The following is an 18,537-nucleotide window of genomic DNA, read 5'->3' on the forward strand; positions in this document are numbered from 1 at the left end:
TACCGGCCGGAGGGCCGTGCCTCCTGGGGGGTTGGACGCCATTTCCAGGACTTGAGGCACGGCCCTCCGGTCATCTTTCCGTCCGCACCCCTCGTGCCGCTCGGCGCCGGTGACGGCCGGCCCGCTCGGACGTACGCTGAAGAGGTGTACGCACGCCGTCGCCACGTCTATTTCTGGATGATGGGCGCCTGCCTGGTGCTTTTCGTGGGCGCCTGGGCCGTCGTGCGGCTGTTTTCGATGCCGGTGGCGATCGGGATGTGCGTCGTCGCCATGGTCATCCCCCCGTTCGCCGCGATGGTCGCGAACCGCCGGGGCCCGGAGGACCGCTGGTGGGACGACCCTTCGGGGGACCCGAAGTCGGACGAGTGGTGGGACGAACTCGACGGCAAGAAGCGCCACCGCGAGCGCTGAGTACTCGCCTGCGGAATCAGTAGACGAGGGCCTGGGTCTCGTCCGCCATGGCCTCCTGGACGAAGACCTGCGCGCCCGCGATGCGGATGCCGTCCAGGACGTCCTTCTCCGTGATCTCGCGGCGGGTCGCGCACTGCGTGCAGAGCGTCACGCGGCCGGCCGCCAGGACCGAGTCGATCAGGTCCGGCAGGGGCGCGGCGTGCGGCAGTTCGAACTCGGCGGCGCGGCCCGGGAGGGCGAACCACGAGGACTCGCCGGTCAGCCAGAGCGAGACCTCGACTCCGCTGGCGACGGCGACGGCGGCCACCGTGAAGGCCTGGGAGCAGCGTTCGGGGGCGTCGGCCCCTGCGGTCACCTTGATCACGAGCTTCTTCGCCATATGCCGAACTGTAATGCGCGGCACGGCAACCCCCTGCGGCTCTCGCGTGTCAGTTGGGTGCGCGGGTTACGGAATCCGCCATTCAGGTCTCGTGGGGGGACTGTTGAACAACGAAGAAATCATCCCTGATCAGGGAATAGTGCCGCCGTCCGAGGTCGTACGACCGCGCCGCCGTGCCCTCCGTACGGTCGGGCTCGTCGCCGTCGCCGCCGTCCTCGGCCTCGTCGGCGGCACGGCGGTCGGATACGGCGTCCAGGCTCAGCGCGAACCGGCGCCGCTCCCGCCGCTGAACCAGCCGGCCCTCGCCTATCCCAAGCCTCTCCCGAAGGGGCAGGCGCCGGATCCGCTCCCTGCTTCGGAGGACCGTCAGGCCAAGGCGCAGGGCGACCTGCGGAAGCTGTTGGTCCCGAAGCCCGCGGGCGCGAAGAAGGACGAGTTCGGAGACCGCGACGGCTGGATGTCGGTCCGCGAGTACGCCTCCGACTTCGAGCGGGCCGGGGAGGCGCTGAGCTACCAGCTGGAGCTGGGCATCCGGCGCGTCGCGGTCACGTCCTGGAAGACGGGCGAGAAGCGGCTGAGCCAGGTCCGCCTGATCCAGTACCGCCCCGGCGACGAACTCGGCGCGCAGGATCACGTCGAGGACCAGCAGGGCTACATGACCGAAGACGAGTACGCGGAGGACGAGGGCGAGGCCCTCAAGGGCTCCGGCGACGGGCGCTACTACGTCTTCCCCGTGCGGCGGGAGGCCGGCTACCTCGACTTCTACGAGGCCAGGGCCTACTTCCACCGCGGCGACATCGCGGTCGAGATCTTCATCTTCGACACGAAGAAGATCGCGGAGAAGGACATCCGTTCGCTGGCCGAGCGACAGCTGGGGCGCCTGTGACTGAGGACCGGAACGACGTGAACGCACCCATCGAAACCATCGCGCCCGCTCCACTCGGTGAAGCCGCCGCCGAGGCCCCGCGGCAGCCGAAGCGCGGCGTGCGCCGCACCCTGCTCGGGGTCGTCCTGCCCGCCGTACTGGTCCTCGGCGCGGCGGGCGGCGGCGTGACGTACACCGCCGTCACCGTCTCCTCCGCCGACCGCACCGCGCCGACGGAGGTGTGGGGTCCGGCGGATTCGACCGCGAGCGACACGGACCCGGCCGCCGAGTCCGCCGCGCGCGGCAAGGCGGACACGCCGCTGAGCAAGCTGCTGCTGCCCGTGCCTCCCGGGTACGAGCTCGGCCCCGACCACGAGCTGTTCGGGAACGACGGCGAGCTGGGCGAGGCGGAGGCCGTCGCGCAGATGAAGCAGGAGGGCGAAGGCCTCTCCGGCAAGAAGCGGCGCGCGTACGAGAAGGACGTCGACCGGCTCGGCATCCAGGGCATCGCGGTCCGCTCCTTCGCGGACCTGAGCGACGCCGCCGTCGTCTCCGTCCAGATCACGCGGATGAAGGACAAGAGGCGGATCAAGGACAGCTTCCGGCTCCGCAAGGAGGTCCTGGAGTTCCTGGAGTTCCCGAAGGGGCCCAAGGTGAAGGACCACCGGAACGCCGCCTGCTACCTCATGCCCGAGGACAAGACGCTGAAGAAGAAGGAACGGGAGGAGCAGCTCGACGGCATGGTCTGCGTCGCCTACGACTCCGAGGTCATGGTCTCGGTCACGGCGGCGGGAGCCAAGCCGTTCGACCGGGCGGCCGTGGCCGACCTGCTCAAGCAGCAGCTCGACCACATCGAGTCCCCGGGGGAGTACGTATGACCGAGCAGACCCAGACCCAGACCGAGCCGCAGACCGAGACCCAGACCGAGCCGCAGGCCGAGGCCCAAGCTCAGGTCGAGGCCCAGGCCCAGGTCGAGCCCCGGATCCCCGCGCCGTCCGTGCCTCAGGCCGAAGCCGTACCGGCACCCGAAGGCGCACCCGCCCCCGCGCCGAAGAAGTCCCGGCGGCCGCTGCTCGCGGCCATCGCCCGCTGGACCGCCGCGGTGCTCGTGTGCGGCGGCGTCGGTGCCGGTACGGCCCTGGGGCTGACGTCCATGGAGCGCGACGAGGTGCCCGGTCTCGCGACCGAGTCCGACGGCCGCTGGACCTACCCCAGGATCGCTCTGCCGGCGCTGCCCGAGGGGGTCCCGCGTCCGTACTCCGACGGGAACGGCGGCGAGGTCCACCACGCCGACCTCCGCAAGCTCGTGCTGCCCGCCCCGGAGGGCGCCACCGTCGACCCCCGCCTGAACGGGGGCTGGATCGGCCTCGACACCTACCTCGCGCACTTCCACGCCGACGACCGGGTCGCGGTGAAGGAGGCCCTGGCCGACTCCGCCCTGCGGCACATCGCCGCCCGCGGCTGGACGACGCCGGACGGCACGACGACCCGGGTGTACCTGATGCGGTTCACGTCGGTCGCCTTCGCGGAGGCGTTCAAGGACGACGTCCTGGACACGGGCGTACGCGGCAGCAGGCTCCCGGCCGGCGTCGACGGCGAGACGGCGGACACCCTGCTGAAGGACGTCCGGGTGCCCTCCCTCTCCCTGTACGCCTTCGACGAGCGGAAGCCGTACGGACCCGAGCAGACCCGGTGGGCGTACATCCAGGCCGGCGACACCCTCGGGCTGGTCACCCAGACCCGTAAGGGCGAGGCGCTCGCCGTGCCCTTCCAGCAGACCGTCGCCCTCCAGGCGCAGCTGCTCGGCTGATCGCCACCGTGTGTCGCTAGACCCACCTCACAGAGTGGGCCGGGCCCCCGCCCACTAAGCTGGGGTCCGGCCCGTTCCGCCTTCACCGCTCAGCCGAGGAGCACTCTGTGATCATTTTCTTCGAAGTTCTGCTGGTCCTCGTCGCTGTCGGCGTGCTCGCCTTCACCGGACTGGCTGTGAAGAAGCTGTACCAGGGCCAGCGCTAACCCACCTCTAGAGAACGCCAGAGCTGCTCATGATCGAGATCCCGTCCGACCTCAATCCGGACCTCGTCCCCCTCGCGTTCCTGCTCGGTACGTGGGAGGGCGCGGGTGTCTCCGACTTCCCCGGCGCCGAGAAGTGCAACTTCGGCCAGTCCGTGACGTTCAGCCACGACGGCCGGGACTTCGTCGAGTACCACTCGCACTCCTGGGTCCTCGACAAGGACGGCAACAAGGTCCGTCCGCTGGAGAGCGAGAGCGGCTACTGGCGCATCGACAAGGACCGCAAGGTCGAGGTCGTCATGGTCCGCGACGAGGGCATCGTCGAGATCTGGTACGGCGAGCTCGCCGACCAGAAGCCGCAGATCGACCTCGCGACGGACGCCGTCGCCCGCACGGCCGCCTCGGGCCCGTACAGCGGCGGCAAGCGTCTCTACGGCTACGTCAAGAGCGACCTCATGTGGGTCGGCGAGAAGGCGACCCCCGAGGTCCCGCTCCGCCCCTACATGTCGGCGCACCTGAAGAAGGTCGTGACGCCCGAGGAGGTCGCGGAGATGGCCCGCAACCTCGGCGACCTGCCGGACGACGGCATCGCCTTCTTCCGCTAGACACCTGGGGGTGGCGCGCCGCGCCCTCCTACACTGGAGGGCGTGGTGACCACCGACTGGAAGAGTGACCTGCGGCAGCGCGGCTATCGGCTGACGCCGCAGCGGCAGCTTGTCCTGGAGGCCGTCGACGCGCTGGAGCACGCGACGCCCGACGAGATCCTGGTCGAGGTCCGCAGGACCGCGTCCGGCGTGAACATCTCCACCGTGTACCGGACCCTGGAGCTCCTGGAGGAGCTCGGGCTCGTGAGTCACGCGCATCTGGGGCACGGGGCACCGACGTACCACCTCGCCGACCGGCACCACCATCTGCATCTGGTGTGCCGGGACTGCGCGGAGGTCATCGAGGCGGACGTCGAGGTGGCCGCCGAGTTCACCGGGAAGCTCCGCGAGACCTTCGGCTTCGAGACGGACATGAAGCACTTCGCCATCTTCGGGCGGTGTGCGGAGTGCACCAGGAAGGCCGCGGACGCCGAGTCGTAGGCTTTCCCTTATGAAGAGCCCTCTGCTGTCCCTGCCGGGCGCCGTCGCCGCCGAAGGCCGCGACGAAGGCGTCGCCGCCCACTACGGTGACCTGTTCCGCGAGCAGCGCTCCCTCGCCGACGGCTCCGGTTTCGTCGACCTCTCCCACCGCGGTGTCGTCGCCGTCACCGGTGACGACCGGCTGAGCTGGCTGCACCTGCTCGTCACCCAGCACATGACCGACCTGCCGCCCGGGCAGGCGACCGAGGCGCTCGTCCTCTCCGCGAACGGGCACATCGAGCACGCCCTCTACCTCGTCGACGACGGCGAGACGCTCTGGGCGCACGTCGAGCCGGGGACGCGGGCGGAGCTCGTCGCGTACCTGGAGTCGATGAAGTTCTTCTACCGGGTGGAGGTCGCCGACCGCACGGACGACATCGCCATGGTCCACCTCCCCGCCGGCTCCATCGCCGCGGTCCCCGAGGGGGCCGTCGTGCGGGAGACCTCGTACGGCCGCGATCTGTTCCTGCCCCGCGCCGAGCTGGAGGCCTTCGCCGCCTCGCACGGTCCGGCCGCCGGGATCCTCGCGTACGAGGCGCTGCGCGTCGAGGCGCACCGGCCGCGGCTCGGCTTCGAGACCGACCACCGGACCATTCCGCACGAGGTCGGCCTCATCGGCAGCGCCGTCCACCTGCAGAAGGGCTGCTACCGGGGGCAGGAGACCGTCGCCCGCGTGCAGAACCTGGGGAAGCCGCCGCGCCGTCTGGTCTTCCTGCACCTGGACGGCAGCGAGGTGCTGCTGCCGGGGCACGGTGCGCCGATCCGGCTGGCCGCCGACGGCGAGGAGGGCCGGCAGCTCGGCTTCGTGACGAGCGCCGTCCGCCACTACGAGCTGGGGCCGATCGCCCTCGCCCTGGTGAAGCGGAACGTCCCGGTGGACGCGCCGCTGCTCGTCGGGAACACGGCGGCCGCGCAGGAGACGGTCGTCGAGCCGTAGAGCTGTAGCCGCTGGGACTTACACGTCCAGGAGGACCGTGAACGGGCCGTGGTTCGTGAGCGAGACGCGCATGTCCGCTCCGAAGCGGCCCGTTTCCACGCGCGCGCCCAGGTTCCGCAGCTGCGCGACGACCTCGTCGACGAGGGGCTCGGCGACCGGGCCGGGCGCGGCGGCGTTCCAGGTGGGGCGGCGGCCCTTGCGGGCGTCTCCGTAGAGGGTGAACTGAGAGATCACCAGGAGCGGCGCGTTCACGTCGGAACAGGACTTCTCGCCGTCGAGCACCCGGACGGACCAGAGCTTTCTGGCCAATTGGGCCGCCTTCTCCGGGGTGTCGTCGTGGGTGACCCCGACCAGGACGCACAGCCCCTCGCCGACGATCTCTCCGACGGTCTCCCCTGCGACGACGACGCTCGCGCCGTCCACTCTCTGCACCACAGCTCGCATGCCTCCCAACGTACCGGCCGGGAATCGCGGGGGGCCGAACGGGTGCAGAGCGCCTGCACGTGCACGGGTGGGAGTGGCACGATGCCTGTCAGGCGGTGCGGCTCCGCACCGGTCGAGGGGACGATTCTCATGAGTGCACCTGGCACCGGGCCGACGCCGTCCGGCCCCGTACCGCTGTTCCGCGCCGGAAGCGCGGGGGGAGGTGTGGGACGAAGCGTGAGCGGAGGCCTGGGCGGAAGCCCGATCGGCCGTCCGCCCGTGCAGCGGACCACCGAGCCCGCCCTGGCCGACCGGACGCAGCCGGACCTCGGCGCGCTGCGGCTGCCCGAGCTGCGCGCGCTGCGCCGGGAGGCGCAGAGCGACGAGGCCGACCTGAGCTACGTACGCCGCATGCTCCAGGGCCGGATCGACATCCTGCGGGCCGAGCTGGCGCGGCGGACCGACCCGGAGGCCCCGGTCCTCGACCGGCTCTCCGAGATCCTCGCCGACGCGCCCTCGCGGCACCGGACCTCGGCGCGGCACGTGACGCTGTCGACTCCGCGCGGCGAGGAGTACCGGCGGCTGGCGTCCGAGATGCTGTCGGAGGTCGAGCTGTCGGACCTGACGGCCCGTACGGACGAGGAGCTGCACACGGCGATGGGGCGGCTCGCGGGGTACGAGCAGCAGATCTCGCGCCGGCGGCAGCACCTCCAGCGGACCGCCGACGACTGCAGCGGGGAGATCGCCCGCCGCTACCGGGAGGGCGAGGCACAGGTCGACGACCTGCTGGCCTGACGCGAGGGCGGGTACCCGGGGGGTGGCAGCCGGGCCGGCGAAACCCGGGTGCGGGTCCGGCTCGGCGCTGCGTAGGGTCGGGGGATGAGTGTCGACGTGCGCGCCGTGACGGAGTCCGACTTCCCCGGCTGGCTCCGTGCCCTGCTGACGGGGTTCCTCCGACCGCCCCACACCCCCGACGGGCTGGTCGCCGACCGGCTGGCGAACGCGGACCTCGCACGCACGCTGGCCGGCTTCGACCGGGACCGGGTCGTCGCCACCCTCCGGTCGTTCCGGCAGGAGGTCAGCACGGTCGGCGGGGGCAGTCTCACCGCCGACGCCATCACCCAGGTCACGGTCTCCCCGACGCACCGGCGTCAGGGGCTGCTGTCTCGCATGATGAGCGCCGACCTCGCCGCCGCGAAGGAGCGGGGCGACGCGATCGCCACGCTGATCGCCGCCGAGTACCCGATCTACGGCCGGTACGGCTTCGGCCCGGCGAGCTGGGCCACCGAGTGGAGCGTGGACATACCGCGGGCCGGGCTCGACCCGCGGCGCACCGGCCGTCCGGAGGACGGCGGACGGATCGAGCTGACCGACGGCGAGGAGATCCGCAAGATCGGTCCCGAGCTGCACCGCCGGCTCGCCGGGGTCCGCGCCGGGGTCACCGACCGCACCACGCGCGGCTGGGAGGTCGGCACCGGTCTCGGGTACCAGATCGACCCGTGGAAGGAGCCCTTCTACGCCGTCCACCGCTCCGCTTCCGGTGAGGTGGAGGGGTTCGTCGCCTACTCCGCCGACGACAAGTGGGACGACACCAAGCAGCCGGTGACCACGGCGTCCGTGCGGGACCTGATCGCCGTCACCCCGGCCGCCGAGCAGGCTCTCTGGCGGTACGTCTGCTCGATCGACTGGATCACCCGGATCCGCTCCGGCTTCCGGGCGCCCGACGACCTGCTGCCGCTGCTCCTGCCGGACCCGCGCGCGGCGAAGACGCTGGCGCACGTCGACATGCTGTGGGTCCGGGTCCTCGACGTCGTCCGGGTCCTGGAGGGCCGGACGTATCCGGTGGAGGGGAGCCTCGTCCTCGACCTGCGGGACGCGGACGATCTGGCGGGCGGGCGCTACCGCCTCGACGCCTCCCCGGCGGGCGCGGCCTGTGTCCGTACCACCGAATCCGCCGATCTCGCCCTCGACATCGCGGAGTTGGGGACGCTGGCGTTCGGTGGCGAGTCGGCGGTACGGCTCACCCGCCTCGGTCGCGTCGAGGAGCTCACGCCGGGTGCGAGCGCCCGCGCCGACCTGCTGTTCCGTACGCCGCTGCGGCCGTTCTCGCCCGACATCTTCTGAACCTTGATCCGCATCCGGATCTTCTGAATGCGGATCTTCTGAATCCGGATCTTCTGAGAGGGACCCACTCATGACCTCGGACGCAGCGGAGCCGTCCGGGCTGCGCGAACGGAAGAAGGAGCGCACCCGGCAGGCCCTGTCGGACGCCGCCGTCGCGCTCTTCCTGGAGAAGGGCTTCGACGCGGTCTCGGTCGCGGAGGTGGCCGCCGCCGCCGAGGTGTCGAAGCCGACCCTCTTCCGTTACTTCCCGGCCAAGGAGGACCTCGTCCTCCACCGGTTCGCGGACCACGAGGACGAGGCCGCCCGGGTGGTGGCGGCGGGGCGCCGTGCCGGCGCCGCGCCGCTCGACGCGCTGTACGCGCACCTGCTCGACGGGCTCGACCGGGAGGACCCGGTGACGGGTCTCTGCGATCACCCGGCCGTGCTCGCCTACCACCGGCTCCTGTACGGCACGCCCTCCCTGGTCGCCCGGCTCCACGCGTACCGGGCGCGGTCGGAGGCGGCCCTCGCGGAGGCGCTCGGCGGCGATCCGTTGGACGCGCGGGTCGCGGCCGGGCAGATCGTGGCCGTGCTGCGGGTCCTCGCCGAGGAGAACACGGCCCGGATCGCGGGCGGTGAGACGGCCGGGGAGGTGGCGGCGGACGCGGTGGCGGCGGCGGGGCGGGCGTTCCGGGCGCTGCGGGACGGTCTTCCGTACTGAGTTTTTTCGTGAACGAGTAAAAAACGTTACTCGGTAACGTTTTCCGTTAGTCTTGTCGGAATGACGTCACTGGACCCTGAGCTCGCCCGCGAACGCGCCCACCACGACGCCTGCCGTGCCGCCCTGACCCGGATGGCCGAGGACGTCGCCGAACAGGTCGTGACCGGCGAGGACGTCGCCGCGTCCGGCGCCGATGCCGAGGCCCTCGGCTTCCACCTCCGCAGCCGCTCCAAGGAGATGGGGGAACAGCCGCCGGGCCCGCTGTTCTTCGGCCGCCTCGACCGCGAGGACGGCCAGACCCATCACATCGGCCGCCGCCGGATCGCCGAGGACCCCGCCGCCCCGCCGCTCGTCGTCGACTGGCGCGCACCCGTCTCCCGCGCCTACTACCAGGCCGGCGCCCACGACCGGCAGGGCGTCCTGCGGCGCCGCCGCTTCGGCTGGGCCCCGCACAGCCGGGGCGCGACCGAGGACCTCACCGCCCTGGAGGACGAGCGTCTCGCGGACGGCGGGGCGCAGGCCGTGAGCGCGCTCGTCGCCGGGGAGATCGAGCGGCCCCGGGTCGGCCCCATGCGGGACATCGCCGCCACCATCCAGCCCGACCAGGACGACCTCGTACGCTCCGACCCGGCCGCCTCGCTGTGCGTGCAGGGCGCGCCCGGCACCGGCAAGACCGCCGTGGGCCTGCACCGGGCCGCGTACCTCCTCTACAGCCATCCGCAGCGGATCCGCCGCTCCGGCCTCCTCGTCCTCGGCCCGCACCGCGCGTTCCTGTCGTACATCGCCGAGGTGCTGCCCTCGCTCGGCGAGACCGGCGTCCGCCAGGCCACCCTCGACGAGGAGCTCGCCCTGTACCCCGTCCGGGCCGAGGACGGGGAGGCGGCGGCCCTGGTCAAGCACGACGCCCGGATGGCGGGAGTGCTGCACCGCGCGCTGTACGGGAGGGTCGTCCCGGTCCCGCCGGGCGACCTCGCCGTCCCCGACGGCTCCTACCACTGGCGGGTGCCGGCCGCCGAGCTGGCCGCGATCGTCGAGGCGGTACGGGAGGAGGCGCCGCCCTACGCCACCGGGCGCGAGCGGGTCCGCGCCCGCGTCGTCCGGGCCCTCCAGCTCCGGGCCGAACGCCGGGCGGGGGCGGTGGGCGCGGCCTGGGCGCGGCGCGTGGAGCGGGCACGGGCGGTGACCGCGTTCCTCGACGCGTGCTGGCCGAGGACGACGCCGGAGGAGGTGCTCGCGGAGGTGCTGACGGATCCGGCGGGGGTCGCTTCGGTGGAGGGCGGGCTGACGGAAGATGAGGTGGCGGCGATTCGTTGGGTGCGGCCGCCCCGCTCGTACCGCTCGGCGCGGTGGACCGCCGCCGATCTCGTCCTCCTCGACGAGCTGGCGGGGCTGATCGAGCGTCCCGCGAGCTACGGTCACGTCGTCGTCGACGAGGCCCAGGACCTCTCGCCCATGCAGTGCCGGGCGATCGCCCGCCGTACCGCCTTCGGCTCGCTCACCGTCCTCGGGGACCTCGCCCAGGGCACCACCCCGTGGGCCGCCCGCGACTGGCGCGAGCAACTGGCCCATCTGGGCAGGGCCGAGGCGCCGGTGGTGCCGCTGACCCTCGGCTACCGCGTGCCGGCGGCGATCGTGGACCTCGCGAACCGGCTCCTGCCGCACCTGGGCACGGACGTGCCGGCGGGCCGGTCGGTCCGTACGGACGGCGAGGTGACGGTCCACCGGGCCATGGGGACCACGGGGGCCACAGGGATGACGGGGGCCACGGGGGCCAAGGGGACGACGGGGGCCACGGGGGTTGATCGGGCCGTGGACCTGCCGGTCGTGATCCGTGAGGCCGTGCGCGCCGGGCTCGCGGCGGAGGGCTCGGTGGGGGTGATCACCGCCGACGCCCTCGTCGGCCGGGTGGAGGAGGCGGTGCGCGGCTGCGGGGCGGGGGAGCGGGTGACCGTGCTGCCCGCGACGGCCGTCAAGGGCCTGGAGTTCGACCATGTCGTCGTGGTCGAACCGGCCGCGATCGTGGCGGCCGAGGCCCGCGGGGCGAACCGGCTGTACGTGGTGCTCACCCGTGCCGTGTCGCGGCTGGCGCTGGTGCACGCGGAGGACCTTCCGGAGTGCCTGGCGCCGTAGCTGTAGCCGTAGCCGGTGCCCGCCTGGGAACGGAGCGGGACCCCGGCGCTCGCGAGCGCTTCGGGGTCCCGGCGGGCGGTCCGTTCGGACACGTCCGGTTCTGCGGCGAGTTCGGCGGCGGCGACGCGCGGCCTGGTCCGGAGGAAGAGCAGGGCGGCGACGAGGCGGTCGGCTCTCATGGCGCCGATGTCACCGTGCGGTGAGTACGGGCTCGGGCTTCTTCGGGGCTTCCGGCTGCTTCCGTGCGGGGCGCAGGACGGTGAAGGCGACGGCCAGGGCGGCGAGGACGAGCGCGGTGCCGACGGCGAAGGCCAGGTGGTAACCGCCGGTCAGGGCCTCGGTGGTGGGCCGGCCGGCCGCCGTGAGGGACTCGGTGCGGGAGGCGGCGAGGGTGGAGAGGACCGCGACGCCGAGGGCCATGCCGATCTGCTGGGTGGTGTTGAAGAGGCCGGAGGCCAGACCGGCGTCCTTCTCCTCGGCGCCCGACATGGCGAGCGAGGTGAGGGCGGGGAGCGCGAGGCCGAAGCCGGCGGCGAGCAGCATCACGGGCAGCAGGTCGGTGACGTAGTTCGCCTGGGCGGGGTCGCCGGGGAGGCGGGTCAGCAGGCCGAGGACGCCGACGAGCAGGAGGAGGCCGGTGAGCAGGATGGTCCGCTCGCCGAACCGGGCGATGAGGCGGGCCGAGACACCGAGGGAGACGGCGCCGATGACGGCGGCGGCGGGCAGCATCGCGAGGCCGGTCTCGGCGGCTCCGTAACCGAGGACCTTCTGCAGGTAGAGGGCGACGAGGATCTGGAAGGAGAAGAGCGCGGCGACCATCAGCATCTGGACCAGGTTGGCGCCGGAGACGCTGCGCGAGCGGAGGATCCGCAGGGGCATGAGCGGGTTGGCGGCCTTCGCCTGGCGGACGAGGAAGCCGGCCAGGAGGACGACGGCGAGGGCGCCGAAGCCGAGGGTGTGCGCCGAACCGGCGCCGTACTCCTCGATGGTGACGACGGCGTAGATCCCGGTCATCAGGCCGGAGGTGACGAGCAGCGCGCCGAGGACGTCCGCGCCGGCCTTCAGGCCGAGGCCCCGGTCGGCGGGGAGGGCCGGGAGGGCGAGGAGGAGGGCGGCGATGCCGATGGGGAGGTTGATGAAGAAGATCCAGTTCCAGGCGAGGGCGTCGGTGAGGACTCCGCCCAGGACCTGGCCGAGGGAGGCGCCGGCGGCGCCGGTGAAGCTGAACACGGCGATGGCCTTGGCGCGTTCGCGGGGTTCGGAGAAGAGGGTGACGAGGATGCCGAGGCTCACGGCGGCGGACATCGCGCTGCCGACGCCCTGGAGGAAGCGGGCGGCGATCAGGACCTCTGGGGAGGAGGCGGCGCCGGCGAGGAGGGAGGCGGCGGTGAAGAGGCCCGTGCCGAGGAGGAACATCCGCTTGCGGCCGATGAGGTCGCCGAGGCGGCCGGCGAGGAGGAGGAGCGAGCCGAACGCGATGAGGTAGGCGTTGACGACCCAGCTGAGGCCGACGGGGGTGAAGCCGAGGTCGCTCTGGATGGCGGGCATCGCGACGGTGACGATGCTGCCGTCGAGGACGGTCATCAGCATGCTCGTGGCGAGGACGCCGAGCGCGAGCTGGGGCGAGGGGGTGCGGGCGGGCGTGGGCATGGGGGTCACTCCTGTTCGGTGGAGGCAACAGGAGAGACATTAGCAGAAGGTTTTGTTGCAGACTATTTTTTACGGAACGACCTTTGGCCCTTATCCGCGCTGCCGTGCCCGACGGGCCGCCCTCGGGCCCTCGACGGGGGTCTCCAGGTGGCCGGTGACCAGGCGGTTCAGGGCGCGCAGCAGGATGGTGCGCTCGTCCTCGGGGAGGGAGGCGAGGGCCTTCTCGTGGACCCCGTCGACGATCTTCTGGCTCTCCTGGGCGACCTTCGCCCCCTCCTCGGTGACGGCGATGATCCGCGCGCGCCGGTCGGTGCTCGACGGCTGCCGCGCGGCGAGGCCGGCCTTCTCCAGGGCGTCGACGGTCACCACCATCGTGGTCTTGTCCATGTCCCCGATCTCCGCGAGCTGCGCCTGTGTGCGCTCCTCCTCCAGGGCGTGGACGAGGACGCAGTGCATGCGAGGGGTGAGCCCGATCTCGCCGAGCTCGGCGCTCATACGGGTGCGCAGGACGTGACTGGTGTGGTCGAGGAGGTAGGAGAGGTCGGGCTCGGTGCGGGTGGGCGCCATGGCTGTCATGCCTGCCAGGGTAACGAAAGTCGATCCGTCGCGGATTGTCTGGAAGTGGACGGGTTCTTGGCGGGTCCACGATGGGGCTTGGCGGGTCCACGATGGGGGTGTGACCGGCATGAAGCCACCCCTGCTCTTCCTGGACGTGGACGGGCCGCTGATCCCGTTCGGCGCGCGGGACGGGGTGTACCCGACGTATCCGCCCGTCCCGCCCCCGTCCGTGAGCCCGCTCCTCGCGCGGCTCGACCCGGCGCACGGGGCGCGGCTCGCGGCGCTCCCGTACGAGCTGGTGTGGGCGACGACCTGGGAGGAGGACGCCAACACCTGGGTCGCCCCGCGTCTCGGGCTGCCCGAGCTGCCCCTCGTACCGTGGCTCGACGGCCCCGAGGTGCCGGGTGTCCACTGGAAGCTGCCGGCGCTGGTGGCGTGGGCGGCGGGGCGGGCGTTCGCCTGGGTGGACGACGAGATCGGGGCCGGCGATCGGGCGTGGGCCGCCGCCCGGTGTCCCGGGCGGGCGCTTCTTCACCGGGTGGATCCCCGGCGCGGGCTCGGCGGCGCCGACTACGCGGCGCTCGCCGCCTGGGCGGGGTGAGGGGCGTTCGCCCTCACCCCGGGGGCTCACACGCCGGTGGTGCCGTCGATGCGTTCGCGGAGGAGGTCGGCGTGGCCGTTGTGGCGGGCGTACTCCTCGATCATGTGGATGAGGACCCAGCGCAGGGAGACGGTTCCGCGCCAGGCGTCGTGGGCCGAGACGTCGAGGTCGGGGGCCTCCGCCGTGAAGCGTTCGGCGAAGTCCACCGCCGCGCGCCACGCGTCCCAGGCCGCCGCGACGGCCGCCGCGTCGGGGGTCGCGCCGTCGAAGTCCCCGTCCGGGTCGGCGGGGGAGGAGAAGAGCGGGGCCGCGTCGGCCTGACCGGCGAGGAGCTCGCGGAACCAGTGCCGCTCGACGTCGGCGAGGTGCCGGACGAGGCCGAGGAGGGAGAGCGTGGACGGTTCGACGGCGCGGCGGGCCAGGTCGTCCGTGATGCCCGCGCACTTCAGCACCAGGGTCGCGCGCTGGTCCGCCAGGAACCCGACGAGCATCTGCCGCTCGTCCCCCGTCGCCGGCCGCGTGAAGCGGCGCGGCCCCGGGTGCGCCGTCTCTTCGAGGACGTCCGCGCGTCGCCTGGGGCCCGCCGCTTCCGGAGTGCTTATCTCAACTGCCATGTCGACCTTCCCCGTTGATCTCCCGGCATGCTGCCATGCGGGAGTCGGGAAGGGATAGTCAGTTGGTGCGGGGCTGGGAGAAGCGGAGCATGTTGCCCGCTGGGTCACGGAAGGCGCAGTCGCGGACGCCGTACGGCTGGTCGACCGGCTCCTGCAGCACCTCGCCGCCCGCCGCCCGGACGTGCTCGAAGGTGGCGTCGACGTCGTCGGTGGAGAAGATCACGCCGCGCAGCATGCCCTTGGCCAGCAGTTCCGCCATGGCCTGGCGGTCGGCGGCGGAGGCGTTGGGGTCGGCGAGCGGCGGTTCGAGGACGATCTCCACGTCCGGCTGCGCGGGCGAACCGACGGTCACCCAGCGCATCCCCTCGAAGCCGACGTCGTTGCGGACCTCCAGGCCGAGGGCGTCGCGGTAGAAGGTGAGCGCCTTGTCGTGGTCGTCGACGGCGATGAAGCACTGAGAGAGTTTGACGTTCATGGCTCCGACGCTACGACGGGGCCCTGGAATCCGCTTCTCCGATCGTGACCGCTTCGGTCGGCCCGGTGACCCTCTCCGTCAGCCGTTCCTGGACGGGCGGGTGAGGACCTTCGCCACGCACGCGGGGATCACGGCACCCGCCTCGTGCCGCCGGGCCCGGTACGCGCTCGGCGACTCGCCCACCAGCTCCGTGAAGCGCGAGCTGAACGACCCGAGCGAGGTACAGCCGACCGCGAAGCAGACCTCGGTCACGCTCAGGTCGCCCCGCCGCAGCAGCGCCTTCGCCCGCTCGACGCGCCGGGTCATCAGATAGCTGTACGGCGTCTCGCCGTAGGCGGCGCGGAAGCTGCGGGAGAAGTGCCCGGCCGACATCAGCGCGACCTTGGCCAGCGCCGGTACGTCGAGCGGCTGCGCGTAGTCGCGGTCCATCACGTCCCGCGCGCGCCGCAGCCGCACCAGGTCCTCCAGATTCACGCTTCCCAGCATCGCACGGCCCTCCGACACTCCTGCAAGCACCTGCTTGCAATAGTTAGCAAAGGCTGGCATGGTCGGGGCATGGCATCGCTCAACGTCGGCAATCTCGGTGAGTACCTCCGCGAGCAGCGGCGGACCGCGCAGTTGTCCCTGCGCCAGCTCGCCGACGCGGCCGGCGTGTCGAATCCGTATCTGAGCCAGATCGAGCGGGGGCTGCGGAAGCCCAGCGCGGAGGTGCTCCAGCAGGTCGCCAAGGCGCTGCGGATCTCCGCCGAGACGCTCTACGTGCGGGCCGGGATCCTCGACGAGAAGGAGCGGGAGGAGCTGGAGACGCGCGCTGTCGTCCTGGCCGATCCCTCGATCAACGAGCGGCAGAAGCAGGTGCTGCTCCAGATCTACGACTCGTTCCGCAAGGAGAACGCCGCCGAGAACGCCGCCGAGAACGCCGCCAAGGCCGCCGCCGAGGCTGCCGAGGCCGCCGAGGCCGCTGACGAGGCCGCTGCGGCAACCGAAGCCGCCGCGCCCGCCGCATCCGATGCCGAATCGCCTTCGAGCTAGTACACGTCACACCGGGAGGACCACCAGCATGCCCATCATCGACGAACTGCGTACCCCTCTCTTCTTCGCCGCCGGCACCGCCGACCTCGTCGCGCAGCAGGCCAAGAAGGTCCCCGGCCTGATCGAGCAGCTCGCCGCCGAGGCGCCCGCCCGGATCGAGGCCGTGCGGAAGACCGACCCGAAGGCCGTCCAGGAGAAGGTGACCGCGCAGGCCAAGGAGGCCCAGGTCACCGTGCAGTCGAAGTTCGCCGAGGTCGTCGGCGTGCTCGACACGGACCTGAAGAAGCTCGGTGAGACCGCCCAGGACCTCGCCCTGCGCGGTGTCGGCGTCGCCGCCGAGTACGCCGTGAAGGCGCGCGAGAAGTACGAGGAGGTCGCCGCCCACGGTGAGGAGGCCGTCAAGGCCTGGCGTGGCGAGGCCGCCGACGAGATCGTCGAGATCGCCGTCGTGGTCGAGCCGGAGTCGGCGTCGGACGTGGCGCCGGAGGCTTCGGAGGAGCCGGTCGCCGCATCCGGGCCCGTCGCCGAAGCCCCGGCCGAGAAGGCGTTCGCCAAGAAGCCCACCGTCCGCAAGGCGCCCGCCAAGAAGGCGACCGTTGCCGCCGAGCAGGAGTAGAAGCGCGGGAGTAGAGGAAGTAGGAGTAGAAGAGCCGGAGCAGGCGTCGGAGCAGGCGCCGGGTCGGGCACCAATACGGGTACTCGGTGCGTTGTAACGGGTACCTTGACCGCGAGGCGCTTTCTCCACATCACCACTAGGCGGTGCTCAGCATGTTGCGCGCGGGATTCGACTCCCTTCTTTCCCTGGTGCTCTTCCTGGTCTTCACCGGCTTCGCCGTCGCCGCGCTCGTCTTCGCCGCCATGGCGCGCGAGGACGCCTACCGCGCCGCCGAGAAGCAGACGAAGAAGTTCTGGCTGATCATCCTGGGCATCAACCTCGCCCTGAACCTGCTGCTGCCGATGCTGTTCCTGCAGATCGCCGGGCTGATCGCCGCCATCGTCTTCATGGTGGACGTGCGGCCCGCGCTCGCGCAGGTCTCCGGCGGAGGCCGGGGCCGCCGTGGCGGTGGCTCCAGCAGCGACGGACCGTACGGCCCCTACAACGGCGGCCGCTAGCGGGACGAGTACGGCAGCGGGAACAAGAGCAGCGAGAACAAGAGCAGCGAGAACAAGAGCAGCGAGAACAAGAACGAGTACGGCAACGACACGGCCAGGGCCTGGGGGCTAACCCCGGGCCCTGTCCCGTTCCAGCGCCAGGACGGCGACGTCGTCCGTCAGCTCGCCGCCGTTCAGCGCCCGCACCTCCGTCACCGCCGCCTCCAGGAGCTCCTCGCCCCGCAGGCCCTCGGCCAGCTGCCGGTTGATCATCTGGACCATCCCGTCCTGGCCGAGCCGCGGCGAGCCGGGGCCGGCCGAGCGGCCCTCGATCAGGCCGTCCGTGTACATGAGCAGGCTCCACGCCCCGCCCAGTTCCACCTGGCGGCGCGGCCAGCGGGCGCGCGGCAGCAGCCCCAGTGCCGGGCCGCCGTCCTCGTACGGAAGGAGCCGGGCCGCCCGCCCCTGCCGGGCGATCAGCGGTGACGGGTGGCCGGCGAGGCAGAGGCCCGCCCGGCGTCCGTCGGGCGCGATGTCGACGGTGCAGAGGGTCGCGAAGATCTCGTCGCTCTCCCGCTCGTGCTCCAGGACCTGCTGCATCGTCGAGAGCAGCTCGTCCCCGCACAGCCCCGCGAAGGTCAGCGCCCGCCAGGCGATCCGCAGCTCGACCCCGAGGGCGGCCTCGTCGGGGCCGTGCCCGCAGACGTCGCCGATCATGGCGTGGACCGTGCCGTCGGGCGTGCGCACGACGTCGTAGAAGTCGCCGCCGAGCAGCGCGCGGGAGCGGCCTGGCCGGTAGTGGGCCGCGAACCGCAGGTCGGAGCCCTCCAGGAGGGGGGTCGGGAGCAGCCCGCGCTCCAGGCGGGCGTTCTCCTGGGCCCGCAGCCGGGACTCGGCCAGCTTCACCTGGACGGCGTCGGCGCGCTTGCGTTCGACCGCGTACCGGATGGCGCGGCTGAGCAGCCGCCCGTCGAGCTCCTCGCGGAAGAGGTGGTCCTGGGCCCCGACCCGTACCGCCTCGGCCGCGAGCTCCGCGTCCGCCGAGGCCGCGAGCGCGAGGACGGCGTGGCGCGGGGCGAGGCGCAGGATGTGGCGGAGCGGGGCGAGGGGGTCGTCCCCGGCGGCCGCGCGGGGGCCGGGCAGGGAGAGGTCGACGAGGACGCAGTGGACGTCGTCGGTGAGGAGCCGCTCGGCCTCGGTGAGGTTGCGGGCGGTCCGGATGCGTACGCGGGTGCCGGCGGCGTCCGCCGCGTCGAGCAGTTCGGGCACGGCGAGGGCACCCGCCGGGTCGTCCTCGACGACCAGGAGGGTGAGATCGGTGCGATCGCGGTCGGTTCCTGTGCCTGTGCCAGTCATAACGGTGGCGTCCATAGCGGTGGCGTCGCCGGTTCCCGCGGCAGCAGAGTCGT

General features: G+C 72.3%; 23 protein-coding genes and 1 pseudogene. 15 read left to right on the forward strand and 9 right to left on the reverse strand.

Features of this window, described 5'->3' with window-relative positions; genetic code table 11:
• Positions 1-144: 144 nt before the first annotated feature.
• Complete coding sequence (locus ACZ6K0_RS00235; protein ID WP_376411033.1) at positions 145-411, forward strand: DUF3099 domain-containing protein; 267 nt, start codon at positions 145-147, stop codon at positions 409-411.
• A gap of 16 nt (positions 412-427) precedes the next feature.
• Here ACZ6K0_RS00235 and ACZ6K0_RS00240 read toward each other — a convergent pair whose 3' ends face one another.
• Complete coding sequence (locus tag ACZ6K0_RS00240; protein WP_024756301.1) at positions 428-790, reverse strand: DsrE family protein; 363 nt, start codon at positions 788-790, stop codon at positions 428-430.
• A gap of 103 nt (positions 791-893) precedes the next feature.
• On the opposite strand from ACZ6K0_RS00240, the gene ACZ6K0_RS00245 reads away from it, so the two are divergent.
• From ACZ6K0_RS00245 to ygfZ, 6 genes are all read left to right on the forward strand, one after another.
• Positions 894-1,676 carry a hypothetical protein gene (locus tag ACZ6K0_RS00245; RefSeq protein ID WP_376411037.1) on the forward strand — a complete coding sequence of 261 codons (783 nt, stop codon included), beginning with the start codon at positions 894-896 and terminating at the stop codon, positions 1,674-1,676.
• 17 nt (positions 1,677-1,693) lie between these two features.
• Positions 1,694-2,533 carry a hypothetical protein gene (locus ACZ6K0_RS00250; RefSeq protein WP_469228896.1) on the forward strand — a complete coding sequence of 280 codons (840 nt, stop codon included), beginning with the start codon at positions 1,694-1,696 and terminating at the stop codon, positions 2,531-2,533.
• Positions 2,530-3,465: a hypothetical protein gene (locus tag ACZ6K0_RS00255; protein WP_469228898.1), complete on the forward strand. Its 936-nt coding sequence runs from the start codon at positions 2,530-2,532 to the stop codon at positions 3,463-3,465. Before ACZ6K0_RS00250 ends, ACZ6K0_RS00255 begins: the two co-directional genes overlap by 4 nt.
• A gap of 235 nt (positions 3,466-3,700) precedes the next feature.
• Positions 3,701-4,273: a heme-binding beta-barrel domain-containing protein gene (locus ACZ6K0_RS00260; RefSeq protein WP_376411046.1), complete on the forward strand. Its 573-nt coding sequence runs from the start codon at positions 3,701-3,703 to the stop codon at positions 4,271-4,273.
• A gap of 42 nt (positions 4,274-4,315) precedes the next feature.
• The gene (locus ACZ6K0_RS00265; RefSeq protein ID WP_376411049.1) at positions 4,316-4,753 is read left to right on the forward strand and encodes a Fur family transcriptional regulator; all 438 of its coding nucleotides are present in this window, start codon (positions 4,316-4,318) and stop codon (positions 4,751-4,753) included.
• Positions 4,754-4,763: 10 nt separating this feature from the next.
• The gene (gene ygfZ, locus ACZ6K0_RS00270) at positions 4,764-5,729 is read left to right on the forward strand and encodes a CAF17-like 4Fe-4S cluster assembly/insertion protein YgfZ (RefSeq protein WP_376411052.1); all 966 of its coding nucleotides are present in this window, start codon (positions 4,764-4,766) and stop codon (positions 5,727-5,729) included.
• An 18-nt stretch (positions 5,730-5,747) separates the two neighbouring features.
• Here the strand turns inward: ygfZ and dtd are convergent, their stop codons facing one another.
• Positions 5,748-6,173, reverse strand: a complete 426-nt coding sequence (gene dtd / locus ACZ6K0_RS00275; RefSeq protein ID WP_376411055.1) for a D-aminoacyl-tRNA deacylase — start codon at positions 6,171-6,173, stop codon at positions 5,748-5,750.
• A 129-nt stretch (positions 6,174-6,302) separates the two neighbouring features.
• Between dtd and ACZ6K0_RS00280 the strand changes: the two genes are divergently transcribed.
• From ACZ6K0_RS00280 to ACZ6K0_RS00295, 4 genes are all read left to right on the forward strand, one after another.
• Entirely contained in the window at positions 6,303-6,947 is a 645-nt protein-coding gene (locus ACZ6K0_RS00280) for an RsiG family protein (protein ID WP_376411058.1), read from the forward strand.
• A gap of 84 nt (positions 6,948-7,031) precedes the next feature.
• Positions 7,032-8,276: a GNAT family N-acetyltransferase gene (locus ACZ6K0_RS00285; protein WP_469228901.1), complete on the forward strand. Its 1,245-nt coding sequence runs from the start codon at positions 7,032-7,034 to the stop codon at positions 8,274-8,276.
• Positions 8,277-8,346: 70 nt separating this feature from the next.
• Positions 8,347-8,976, forward strand: a complete 630-nt coding sequence (locus ACZ6K0_RS00290) for a TetR/AcrR family transcriptional regulator (RefSeq protein ID WP_376411064.1) — start codon at positions 8,347-8,349, stop codon at positions 8,974-8,976.
• A 60-nt stretch (positions 8,977-9,036) separates the two neighbouring features.
• Positions 9,037-11,106 carry a HelD family protein gene (locus tag ACZ6K0_RS00295; RefSeq protein ID WP_469228904.1) on the forward strand — a complete coding sequence of 690 codons (2,070 nt, stop codon included), beginning with the start codon at positions 9,037-9,039 and terminating at the stop codon, positions 11,104-11,106.
• 20 nt (positions 11,107-11,126) lie between these two features.
• Here ACZ6K0_RS00295 and ACZ6K0_RS00300 read toward each other — a convergent pair.
• From ACZ6K0_RS00300 to ACZ6K0_RS00310, 3 genes and pseudogenes are all read right to left on the reverse strand, one after another.
• Positions 11,127-11,285: pseudogene (locus ACZ6K0_RS00300) on the reverse strand (HTH domain-containing protein); the annotation flags it as partial.
• A gap of 10 nt (positions 11,286-11,295) precedes the next feature.
• Positions 11,296-12,756, reverse strand: coding sequence for an MFS transporter (locus ACZ6K0_RS00305; protein ID WP_376411070.1), 1,461 nt, complete (start codon positions 12,754-12,756; stop codon positions 11,296-11,298).
• Positions 12,757-12,846: 90 nt separating this feature from the next.
• Positions 12,847-13,332 (reverse strand): MarR family winged helix-turn-helix transcriptional regulator, encoded by a 486-nt coding sequence (locus tag ACZ6K0_RS00310; protein ID WP_469228905.1) that lies wholly within the window; start codon positions 13,330-13,332, stop codon positions 12,847-12,849.
• Positions 13,333-13,441: 109 nt separating this feature from the next.
• Here ACZ6K0_RS00310 and ACZ6K0_RS00315 point away from each other — a divergent pair, with 109 nt between their 5' ends.
• Complete coding sequence (locus ACZ6K0_RS00315; RefSeq protein ID WP_469228906.1) at positions 13,442-13,915, forward strand: HAD domain-containing protein; 474 nt, start codon at positions 13,442-13,444, stop codon at positions 13,913-13,915.
• A 26-nt stretch (positions 13,916-13,941) separates the two neighbouring features.
• On the opposite strand, the gene ACZ6K0_RS00320 is transcribed toward ACZ6K0_RS00315, so the two are convergent.
• The 3 genes from ACZ6K0_RS00320 to ACZ6K0_RS00330 all read right to left on the reverse strand — a co-directional run bounded on the left by ACZ6K0_RS00320 (position 13,942) and on the right by ACZ6K0_RS00330 (position 15,478).
• On the reverse strand, positions 13,942-14,529 hold the full coding sequence (locus ACZ6K0_RS00320; RefSeq protein WP_469228908.1) for a DinB family protein: 588 nt from the start codon (positions 14,527-14,529) through the stop codon (positions 13,942-13,944).
• Positions 14,530-14,587: 58 nt separating this feature from the next.
• Entirely contained in the window at positions 14,588-15,004 is a 417-nt protein-coding gene (locus tag ACZ6K0_RS00325; RefSeq protein ID WP_376411082.1) for a VOC family protein, read from the reverse strand.
• Between the two features lie 78 nt (positions 15,005-15,082).
• Positions 15,083-15,478 (reverse strand): helix-turn-helix domain-containing protein, encoded by a 396-nt coding sequence (locus ACZ6K0_RS00330; protein ID WP_376411084.1) that lies wholly within the window; start codon positions 15,476-15,478, stop codon positions 15,083-15,085.
• An 81-nt stretch (positions 15,479-15,559) separates the two neighbouring features.
• Here ACZ6K0_RS00330 and ACZ6K0_RS00335 point away from each other — a divergent pair, with 81 nt between their 5' ends.
• The 3 genes from ACZ6K0_RS00335 to ACZ6K0_RS00345 all read left to right on the forward strand — a co-directional run bounded on the left by ACZ6K0_RS00335 (position 15,560) and on the right by ACZ6K0_RS00345 (position 17,149).
• Positions 15,560-16,036 (forward strand): helix-turn-helix domain-containing protein, encoded by a 477-nt coding sequence (locus ACZ6K0_RS00335; protein WP_469228911.1) that lies wholly within the window; start codon positions 15,560-15,562, stop codon positions 16,034-16,036.
• A 28-nt stretch (positions 16,037-16,064) separates the two neighbouring features.
• A complete protein-coding gene (locus ACZ6K0_RS00340) occupies positions 16,065-16,652 on the forward strand; it encodes a hypothetical protein (RefSeq protein WP_469228912.1) in 588 nt (195 codons plus the stop codon).
• A 152-nt stretch (positions 16,653-16,804) separates the two neighbouring features.
• A complete protein-coding gene (locus ACZ6K0_RS00345) occupies positions 16,805-17,149 on the forward strand; it encodes a DUF2516 family protein (RefSeq protein WP_376411093.1) in 345 nt (114 codons plus the stop codon).
• A 108-nt stretch (positions 17,150-17,257) separates the two neighbouring features.
• On the opposite strand, the gene ACZ6K0_RS00350 is transcribed toward ACZ6K0_RS00345, so the two are convergent.
• Positions 17,258-18,499: a PP2C family protein-serine/threonine phosphatase gene (locus ACZ6K0_RS00350; protein WP_376411096.1), complete on the reverse strand. Its 1,242-nt coding sequence runs from the start codon at positions 18,497-18,499 to the stop codon at positions 17,258-17,260.
• Positions 18,500-18,537 lie beyond the last annotated feature (38 nt).

It is taken from the genome of Streptomyces sp. NPDC042346, assembly GCF_055581845.1.